The organism is Gammaproteobacteria bacterium, assembly GCA_035279405.1.
Lineage (GTDB): Bacteria > Pseudomonadota > Gammaproteobacteria > Natronospirales > REEB76 > REEB76.
The window spans coordinates 1-8073 of record DATEHU010000025.1 but is presented as its reverse complement, the minus strand read 5'-3'; the positions used below and the strand labels follow the sequence as shown (position 1 = coordinate 8073).

At 58.5% G+C, this 8073-nt stretch carries 11 protein-coding genes; 6 read left to right on the top strand and 5 right to left on the bottom strand.

Annotation, left to right across the window (positions count from 1 at the left end; translation table 11 throughout):
* On the bottom strand, window positions 1-377 hold a 377-nt coding region (locus tag VJR90_03515; GenBank protein HKV96545.1), incomplete at its 3' end, for a c-type cytochrome.
* The gene (locus tag VJR90_03510; GenBank protein ID HKV96544.1) at window positions 374-727 is read right to left on the bottom strand and encodes a cytochrome c; all 354 of its coding nucleotides are present in this window, start codon (window positions 725-727) and stop codon (window positions 374-376) included. The genes VJR90_03510 and VJR90_03515, both read right to left, overlap by 4 nt.
* Before the next feature lie 158 nt (window positions 728-885).
* Here VJR90_03510 and msrB point away from each other — a divergent pair, with 158 nt between their 5' ends.
* From msrB to VJR90_03495, 3 genes are all read left to right on the top strand, one after another.
* Complete coding sequence (gene msrB, locus VJR90_03505) at window positions 886-1299, top strand: peptide-methionine (R)-S-oxide reductase MsrB (protein HKV96543.1); 414 nt, start codon at window positions 886-888, stop codon at window positions 1297-1299.
* Between the two features lie 149 nt (window positions 1300-1448).
* Window positions 1449-2177, top strand: a complete 729-nt coding sequence (locus VJR90_03500) for an alanyl-tRNA editing protein (GenBank protein HKV96542.1) — start codon at window positions 1449-1451, stop codon at window positions 2175-2177.
* Between the two features lie 154 nt (window positions 2178-2331).
* Window positions 2332-2664, top strand: a complete 333-nt coding sequence (locus VJR90_03495; GenBank protein HKV96541.1) for a hypothetical protein — start codon at window positions 2332-2334, stop codon at window positions 2662-2664.
* A gap of 15 nt (window positions 2665-2679) precedes the next feature.
* Here the strand turns inward: VJR90_03495 and VJR90_03490 are convergent, their stop codons facing one another.
* Window positions 2680-3825 (bottom strand): tetratricopeptide repeat protein, encoded by a 1146-nt coding sequence (locus VJR90_03490; GenBank protein HKV96540.1) that lies wholly within the window; start codon window positions 3823-3825, stop codon window positions 2680-2682.
* A 33-nt stretch (window positions 3826-3858) separates the two neighbouring features.
* Window positions 3859-5076, bottom strand: a complete 1218-nt coding sequence (gene rocD / locus VJR90_03485) for an ornithine--oxo-acid transaminase (protein ID HKV96539.1) — start codon at window positions 5074-5076, stop codon at window positions 3859-3861.
* Window positions 5077-5553: 477 nt separating this feature from the next.
* Here rocD and VJR90_03480 point away from each other — a divergent pair, with 477 nt between their 5' ends.
* The 3 genes from VJR90_03480 (at window position 5554) to VJR90_03470 (ending at window position 7531) form a co-directional block, all read left to right on the top strand.
* Window positions 5554-6180, top strand: coding sequence for an alpha/beta fold hydrolase (locus tag VJR90_03480; GenBank protein ID HKV96538.1), 627 nt, complete (start codon window positions 5554-5556; stop codon window positions 6178-6180).
* A 65-nt stretch (window positions 6181-6245) separates the two neighbouring features.
* Window positions 6246-6959, top strand: a complete 714-nt coding sequence (locus VJR90_03475; protein ID HKV96537.1) for a hypothetical protein — start codon at window positions 6246-6248, stop codon at window positions 6957-6959.
* A gap of 122 nt (window positions 6960-7081) precedes the next feature.
* Complete coding sequence (locus tag VJR90_03470; GenBank protein ID HKV96536.1) at window positions 7082-7531, top strand: TerB family tellurite resistance protein; 450 nt, start codon at window positions 7082-7084, stop codon at window positions 7529-7531.
* A gap of 76 nt (window positions 7532-7607) precedes the next feature.
* Here VJR90_03470 and VJR90_03465 read toward each other — a convergent pair whose 3' ends face one another.
* Window positions 7608-7994, bottom strand: coding sequence for an HU family DNA-binding protein (locus tag VJR90_03465; protein HKV96535.1), 387 nt, complete (start codon window positions 7992-7994; stop codon window positions 7608-7610).
* Window positions 7995-8073: the final 79 nt, after the last annotated feature.

Below are 8073 nucleotides of genomic sequence, written 5' to 3'. Positions count from 1 at the left end.
GTGTGCAAGGGTGTGGGCAGGCGTGAGATATAAGCCGCGAGCGCGCGTATCTGCGCATTGTTCAGGGTTTTGGCCTGCGGCGCCATGATGATGTTCTGGCGCTGGCCGTCGCGGTACTCGGTGAGCGCCTGGATCAGGTAGTCACTGTACTGGCCCGCGATGATCGGCGGCGGATTGCCCGGCAGCGGCGTCGGTTGGGCGCCGTCGGCACCGTGGCAGGCGGAGCAGGTATTTTTGAACTCCTGCGCGGCCCAGGCGAGAGTGGCGGGTGGCGCGGAGGTTGCGGCGCCGGCGGCAGGCGCATCATCGGCCAGCGATGCGCCGGCGGCGAGGCCCAGGCCGAGGAGCAGAGTTGCCAGTGCGGTCAGGGGTTTCATGGTGCGGCTCCGGGGCCGGGTTTGTAGGGTTTGCCCAGGCTGCTGAAGTACGCGGCGATGTCTTCCATCTGCTGCTGCGTCAACGACGAGGCCTGCGCATGCATGGTCTTGTGGCTGCGGGCGCCGCTCTTGTATTCCTCGAGCGCGTGCACGATGTAAGCCGCATTCTGGCCGGCCAGCTTGGGCACGCGGTAGCTGGGGTACACATTGGTGTAATCGGTGATGCCGTGGCAGCCGAGGCAGGTCTGCGATTCGACCTTGCCTTTGGCAGGGTCGCCGGCCGCGTGCGCCGCGAAACTCGCGCCGAACGCCGCGCAGGCCACTATGAGGACGGCAATGCGGCTCCGCATTGGAAATCTCCCGTGCAACAGGGGTTGGAAACAGTACCGGAGGCGGCGCATAGGGTACCAGATTGAACGCGGATTTTCCGCCCGCGGTTTGCCACCGGTGTCGTCGGGAGCGGAGCGCGCTACCATGCCGGTCTGAATCGTGCACTCGGGTGTAGTCGATGGAAAAGATCCGTAAAACCGAACAGCAATGGCGCGCGGCACTCACGCCCGAGCAGTACGCCGTCACGCGCCAGAAAGCCACCGAGCGGCCCGGGACCGGTGAATACCTGGGCAACCACGCGGCCGGTATTTACCGCTGCGTGTGCTGCGGCAACCCGGTGTTTACCTCGGACACCAAGTTCGAATCTCACTGCGGCTGGCCGAGCTTCACCAAGCCGGCGGCTGATGCGAGCCTGGAAGAGAACGCGGATTCAAGTCACGGCATGCAACGCATCGAAGTCGTGTGCGCGCAGTGCGACGCGCACCTCGGCCACGTATTCAATGATGGCCCGCCGCCGGCGGGTTTGCGCTACTGCATCAATTCTGCGGCTCTCAAGTTCGAGCCCCACGATGAGAAGGATGTGGGAAATTGAAAATTCTGTTCGTGCTGAGCCAGTCGAAGCATGAACGGAATTTACTGCGGTTATTTGGTGGGCAAGAGACCACTCTTCGACTCCACCGCTGTGCGGCTACGCCTGTTCTGAGCTTGACGAAGGCTCAGTGCGAACGGAGTATCGAGTAAGTGATAACTGATGAGCTTTTCCGCGCCGATGCCTACGCGCACACTTGTGAAGCCATAGTGCTCGCCGTGGACGAGCGCGGTGTGCAACTCGATCGCACCGTGTTTTATCCGCTGGGCGGCGGCCAGCCGGGAGACATCGGCGTGCTGCGGCTGGATGATGGCCGCGAACTGCGCATTGCCGATACCCATAAAGGCGAGGCGCCCGGCGAAATCCTGCATTTGCCGGCAAAGGCGGCGGATTGGCTTAAGGCCGGCATGCAGGTTACGGCTGAAATAGATTGGGAGCGGCGTTACCGGTTGATGCGTATGCACACCTGTCTGCATCTGTTGAGCGCCGTGATCGTGGCGCCGGTTACCGGCGGACAGGTGGGCGACGGCTATGGCCGGCTGGATTTCGACCTGCCAGAAAGTCCGGATGTCGCGGAAGTCAACGAAAAATTGGGCGCGTTGATCAAACGCGATGCGCCGGTGTCATTCCGCTGGATCACGGACGCGGAACTGGATGCGCACCCAGAGCTGGTGAAAACCCTCTCGGTGCAGCCGCCACGGGGCGTGGGCCGCATCCGGCTGGTGAACATCGAGGGCATTGATCTCCAACCCTGCGGCGGCACGCATTTGGCGCATATCGGCGAGATCGGCGCGGTCAGCATCACCAAAATCGAGAAGAAAGGCCGCCAGAACCGGCGCGTGCGGCTTGAATTCCCGGCCGCCGCGCCCCATGCAGCCTGAGGAAGTTCAGGTCCAGAATATGGCTGTGGGAGCGACGGTCTTGTGGGAGCGGCGATATTCGCCGCGATTGCGAAGTTATCGCGGTCGGTACGGCCGCTCCCACAAGATATTTATGGTGTCGGATTTAGCGAGATATTTTTCTGGAGGATAGCCAATGAACACAGCAGAAAAAGGTCACGGCATCACCATCGTGGCATACATACTGCACCTGCTCGGCGCCATCACCGGCATCCTGAGCATCGTGGCGCTCATCATCAACTACGTGAAGCGCGGTGATGACGGCGTAGTCATGGACAGCCATCATTCCTGGATGATCCGCAGCTTCTGGTGGGCCATCCTGTGGTGCATCCTGATCGGCGCGAGCTATCTGGTGTTGGTGGGATTTGTCATTGGCTGGATCGCCTTCGCGATCGTGTGGATCTGGTACATCTATCGCCACGTCCGCGGTTTGATCAATCTCACCGAAGAAAGGCCGATGCCGGCGTGAAAGCCATGTGAATGTTCAGGGCAATGCAAAATTGAGAGTGAAGGAAAATGGCATAGTTATTCCGGTAAATGTCTGCGGGGTGGGTGGACACTGAGCTTTTTTGATGGCTGCAATCGCCGCAGCGTCTTCATAAGTATCATTACTTGATTTTACGATTTTGATATCCATTGCGTGTCCATTCAGACATTTGAAGGAAGCAGTTGCCTTGTCAGGTCCCTTGGAGCCGTAGATCAGAACATGTCTCGGGATGACCATGGCTTTCTGGATTGTTGCATATAATTTGGTTTCGTAATTTGAATAGAGAACTGGGTCAATACCTGCCTGCGTAAGGTTCACTGGCAAAATTACTGACGCACCCATACCTGTCCAGCTCGGCAATGGCGTAACAGCCATGGTTTTGAGTGCTGCCATGTCAATGTCTTTATGCCCACTCGCCTTTTCCAAAATTGGGTGGGTAAATTTACCATTGTGATTGAACATTTTTACGAGGACACGCCCCTGCCGTGAGCCATCAAGCACGCTTTGGGGGTAAATGGCATTAATCGTAATCAGGCGCTGAATTAAAGGCACAACGTCGGGAGCACAATCTATTTGATTGTTTGCTGCCTGTTTTGCCCAAGCTCTTGCCCTATTTAAGTCGGGTTTTACTCCCCAACCGTATCTATATGCCAACCCGAGATCTGCTTCTGCAAATGGGAAATTCCGTTTAGCTGCTTTGTGGAACCAATTTAAGGCTGCGGTAAAATTTTGCGGATATTTGCTATCACTGCCGCCCTGAAGATACATCAGGCCTACCTGCTCCTCAGCTGCTGCATAATGCTGGTCAGCCAGTTCTTGGATGTTATTAATGGCGCTGCTATGTTTCTCCGGATCCCGAGTTTCTAGTTCTGCAAGCACCAATTTTGCACGTAAATTGTCTTGACTCGCCGCCTTCTGAAGCCAATCATTGGCTTTTGCAGGGTTTCTATCAACATTCATTCCCATTAAATAAAATTCGGCAAGACATGCTTGTGACTTCGCATCGCCCTGTTCTGCCGAGGCGATAAGCTTTTCCATTTCTGGATCGAGCGTTTTCTTGTTATTTGTTTCTGCTCCCCATGCGAAATGTGCGAGTAAGATCGACAATGTAAATACAAAGATGATTTTCGGTAGTGTCTTCATATCTACCTACTTGAGAACGCAACGCGGGGAAAATTAACCAGTCGCGCGCACTTTACCCATTTCTTTCAATACCAGACCAATCCGCTCCACGGCCCAATCAATCTGCTCGCGGGTGATGACCAGAGGTGGCGCGAGGCGCACCACAGTTTCGTGGGTTTCCTTGCTCAAGATGCCGTGGCTCATGAGCTGCTCGCACACGGCACGCGCGCTCACTTTGCGCGGATCGAATTCGATGCCGATGAACAGACCTTTGCCACGTAGATCTTTGATTAACGGACTTTTGAGTGTGTGCAGTTTGTCGAGGAGATAGGCGCCCATCTCAGCCGAGCGTTCCGAGAGTTTTTCTTCCATCAACACGTTCAAGGCTTCCAGTCCCACCGCCGTGGCCAATGGATTACCGCCGAAGGTGCTGCCGTGGTCGCCGGGCGTGAATACCGCCATGACGTCCTTGTGTGCGAGGAACATGGATACGGCCAACAATCCGCCGCCCAGCGCCTTGCCGAGAATCAGCCCGTCGGGTTTCACGTTCTCATGCTGGCAGGCCAGTAACTTGCCGGTGCGACCGAGGCCGGTCTGGATTTCGTCGCAGATCAACAGCACGTTGTTGCGTTTGCAGAGTTCCGCGGCTTTTTTGAGATAACCGGCGGGCGGCACGCGGATGCCGGCTTCGCCCTGAATCGGCTCGACGAGAAACGCCGCCGTGTTCGGCGTGATGGCTTTTTCGAGCGCCGCGGCATCGCCGTAGGGAATCACCTTGAACCCGGCCGGGAACGGACCGAAGCCGTCCTTGTATTGGTCTTCGCTCGACATGCCGACGATGGCGATGGTGCGACCGTGAAAATTGCCTTCGCAGGCGATGATTTCCGCCTTGCCTGCGGGAATGCCTTTGACTCTGTAGCCCCATTTGCGTGCGGCCTTGAGCGCGGTTTCCACGCCCTCGGCGCCGGTGTTCATAGGCAAGGCCATGTCCATGCCGGTCAGTTCGCACACGCGCTTCAGGAAGGGTCCGAGCTTGTCGGTGTGGAAGGCGCGTGAGCAGATGGCGAGCTTGTCGGCCTGGTCCTTGAGCGCCTTGACGAGGCGCGGATGCGAATGGCCGTGGCTCACGGCCGAGTACGCGCTCATCATGTCGAGGTATTTGTTGCCAGCGTCGTCCCAGACATACACGCCTTCGCCGCGCGTGAGCACCACGGGCAGCGGCAGGTAATTTTTGGCGGCATAACGGTTTTCAAGTTCAATGGTCTTGTTCATGGTGATCACTCTTGAAGTAATTGCGGCTCATTGCGGCATGAGCCGGCGTTTAGTACATCAATATGATACTCGCGCGCCCGAGCGCCGACAAAAATTGCGCTGATGACGGCGGATTTCCGGTGCAGAATTGGCGGGGCGACGTGCGGCTGCGCAATTCAAGGAGGCGCGGCGGCGTATTCTTTCAGATTGGTTTTCGGCCAAGACGAAGATGGCTAGAACCTGTCTCAAAATATCGTTCGCCCCGGATCAAGTCCGGGGCAGGCTCTGAGCGTAGCGCCGCAGGTGCGGGGTCGAAGGGTTGTTACTCCCTGATTTCCCGTGTTTCGACTTCGCGGAGCTCAGCTCCGCTACGCTCAACACGAACGGTTCGAAGATTTTGAGATAGGTTCCAGGAACCGCGGCTTTGAGAACTACTTCACGGAAGATCCCGAAGGCATAATGCAATCAGTCGCAATCAGGAACGTCGGGAGCCGATTGATGAGCGCGTCTGAGCCCATAAGTTTCGTGGGCGCAGCCGGAGCACTCGAAGGTTTGCTGGATCATCCGGCAGGTGCCCCGCGCGCGCTGGCGGTGGTGTGTCATCCGCATCCGTTGCAGCAGGGCGCCATGACCAACAAGGTCACCTATATTGTGGCGCGCGCCTTTAACGATCTCGGTGCGCTCAGCCTGCGTTTCAATTTCCGCGGTGTCGGCAAGAGCACCGGTACGTTTGACAATGGTGTCGGCGAAACCGCCGACGCGCTCGCGGCGCTCGATTGGCTCGCTGCGCAACATCCCGGTTTGCCGTTGTGGCTCGGCGGGTTTTCTTTCGGCGCCTATGTGGCGCTGCGTGCGCAGAGCGAACGGCCGGTCCAGCGCCTGGTGACTGTGGCACCGGCGGTGGAGCGTTTTTCTACCGATCCGATCCAGCTTCCGCGCATGCCGTGGTTGTTGATCCAGGGAGATGAGGACCAGGTGGTTTCGCCACCGGCGGTGTTTGACTGGGTGGCAGGTTTGGCGGTCAAGCCGCAACTCGCGGTGTTCAAGGGCACAGGGCATTTTTTCCACGGGCGGCTCAACGAAGTGCGACAAGCGGTAGTGGGGGCGTTCTCCGGCGGTCCATAGACTTTTCCGCGGGTTTGTTAAACTTTGACTGCCGGTTTGGCACGGTTACCTCGGGGAGTTTCATCATGCGTCGCATTCTTTTGGCAATCATGCTTGTCGGCTTGACCGGCAGCGCCTTCGCCAGCAACGACATCAACAATCTGCCGGCCTTGACGCAGGGCCAGTTCCACGATTTGTCGGCGGATCTGGGTGCGGTGCTGTCATTCAAACAGTTGCAGTCCGCGGAGGCCGAAGGTATTACCGGCTTCGACCTGGGACTGGATCTGAGCAGCACCAATGTGGCGCATGCCGCAGCCTGGAACACGGCGACCAGCGGCAGCGGCGTGACCACGATCCCGATGGCACGCGTCAGTGTCAGCAAGGGACTGCCCTTTGGATTTGACATCGGCGGCTTCTATAGCGGTGCGACCAACTCCAACATCAAGGACTATGGTGCGGAGGTGCGCTACGCGCTCGTGGACGATGGCGTCCTTACCCCGGCGGTTGGCTTGCGCGCGGCATTCAGCCGGCTCACGGGCGTGAGTCAATTGTCCTTTCAGACCAAGAGTCTGTCGCTGTCGGTGTCCAAAAGCCTGGGTCCGTTCATTCCCTACGCGGGCATCGGGCGCGTGTGGATCAACAGCAACCCGGACGCAGCGACCGGCCTGCAGGAAGAGAATTTCACCGCGGACGAAAGTTTTGTGGGCCTGGCGTTTGAATTCGGCGTGCATCTGGCGCTGGAACTTAATCGCACCGCGGGCAATAATACCTACAGTGTGAAACTGGGCTTCGGTTTCTGATGCGGCGCTGATTCCCGCATGGGTTGGCTGCCGGTGCGCAGTGCGGCCCGGCGGGAATTTAATGGCTCAGCTCGCAGTCAAATCAGACGGCCCGCACGGGCCGTCGCGTTTTGGGAAGGGTTATGTTCGCGCAACTGGTCAAGTTCCTGGATCAGCAGCTCGGCAACCGTGAGGCCGCGGTGTCCGCCGATGAGCTGCAGCGTGCAGTCGCCACGTTGTGTGTGGAGATGGCGCGCGCCGACATGGAGGAGCATCCCAATGAGCTGGCGCGCGCCCAGAAGATGCTGGCGCAGCGCTTCGCGCTTACCACTGAACAGGCCGCTGGGCTATTGAAAGCGGGCATGGCGGAATCGGACCGCGCCGCGTCGCTTTATCGTTTCGTGAAGCTCATCAACCGGCAGTTCGACGCCGATGCGAAACGCGGCCTGCTGGTCATGCTGTGGCGTCTGGCGTACGCCGATGGGCAGCTTGACAAGTACGAGGATGCGCTCATGCACAAGCTCGCCGAACTGATGTACGTGCCGATCGTGGATTTGATGCGCGCCAAGGATCTGGCGTTGCAGGAAAAATAACCAACCGCCGGCATCGCGCCGGAATCCGGGTGAGGAACAACCGGGGCCGCGTGTCCGCGGCCCCGGGTCACAACTTTTACCTCACCATGTCCTTCATGGCCTTGAGGGCCTGAATCTTCACCACATTGCGTGCGGGTTTGGCCTTGAAAATCGTCGGCTGACCGGTGAACGGATTGATACCTTCGCGTTCCTTGGTGGCGGGCTTGCGCACCACGCGGACTTTCATCAGACCGGGCACCACGTACACGCCCGGGCCTTTCTTGCCGAGGCACTTGCCGATCAGGCCGGACAGGTTTTCAAATACGCTGACCACCTGTTTGCGGGCCAGCCCGGTGGTGGCGGCCAGGTACGCGTAAGTCTCCGACTTGGTCAAGGGCTTGTCGGCCGAAATCGCCGGGGCCTTGACGACCTTGGCCACGGTTTTGGCCTTGGGTTTGGAAGCAGCCTTTTTCATTGCAGCCATTTAGGTCTCCTGTGGATGGCGGTGCGAAACACGCCGCGAAATCTAGCACACGGTGGGCAAAAGTGTGAGGGTTTTCCGC

Bases quoted from the DNA above. Each gene is read 5' to 3' on its own strand.
- VJR90_03510 (HKV96544.1), bottom strand. From the start codon at position 727: ATGCGGAGCCGCATTGCCGTCCTCATAGTGGCCTGCGCGGCGTTCGGC.
- msrB (HKV96543.1), top strand. From the start codon at position 886: ATGGAAAAGATCCGTAAAACCGAACAGCAATGGCGCGCGGCACTCACG.
- VJR90_03495 (HKV96541.1), top strand. From the start codon at position 2,332: ATGAACACAGCAGAAAAAGGTCACGGCATCACCATCGTGGCATACATA.
- VJR90_03490 (HKV96540.1), bottom strand. From the start codon at position 3,825: ATGAAGACACTACCGAAAATCATCTTTGTATTTACATTGTCGATCTTA.
- rocD (HKV96539.1), bottom strand. From the start codon at position 5,076: ATGAACAAGACCATTGAACTTGAAAACCGTTATGCCGCCAAAAATTAC.
- VJR90_03480 (HKV96538.1), top strand. From the start codon at position 5,554: ATGAGCGCGTCTGAGCCCATAAGTTTCGTGGGCGCAGCCGGAGCACTC.
- VJR90_03475 (HKV96537.1), top strand. From the start codon at position 6,246: ATGCGTCGCATTCTTTTGGCAATCATGCTTGTCGGCTTGACCGGCAGC.
- VJR90_03470 (HKV96536.1), top strand. From the start codon at position 7,082: ATGTTCGCGCAACTGGTCAAGTTCCTGGATCAGCAGCTCGGCAACCGT.
- VJR90_03465 (HKV96535.1), bottom strand. From the start codon at position 7,994: ATGGCTGCAATGAAAAAGGCTGCTTCCAAACCCAAGGCCAAAACCGTG.